The organism is Pseudoalteromonas sp. 19-MNA-CIBAN-0066 (genome assembly GCF_040308705.1).
In the GTDB taxonomy this organism is placed as follows: domain Bacteria; phylum Pseudomonadota; class Gammaproteobacteria; order Enterobacterales; family Alteromonadaceae; genus Pseudoalteromonas; species Pseudoalteromonas nigrifaciens.
Window position 1 is genome coordinate 1 of sequence record NZ_JBEONZ010000458.1, and the last position, 231, is coordinate 231.

Annotated in this window: 1 protein-coding gene; it reads left to right on the forward strand. The window is 39.4% G+C overall.

All coding sequences use genetic code 11. The features are described 5' to 3' along the window. A partial coding sequence (locus tag AAEZ18_RS19820) for a peptidase associated/transthyretin-like domain-containing protein (protein WP_352256171.1) occupies positions 1-231 on the forward strand: 231 nt, incomplete at both ends.

Genomic DNA, 231 nt, shown 5'->3' on the forward strand with positions numbered 1-231 from the left:
ATCTTGTACTGCGCAAGAACCTGAGGCCTTTTATGTCACACCTTCTATAAAAGGACAGCTAATTGACAGTCAAACTGATCAGCCACTTAGCAATATCACCGTCTACTTAACAGATGACATTCAAGGCATCTCTGATAACACAGGCCGTTTTGAATTACACTCAATGCAAAAGATAGATTCAGATAATATGGGCAAAGGTTATTTTAAAGCGTTAGCTGAAGAAGCCAGTGT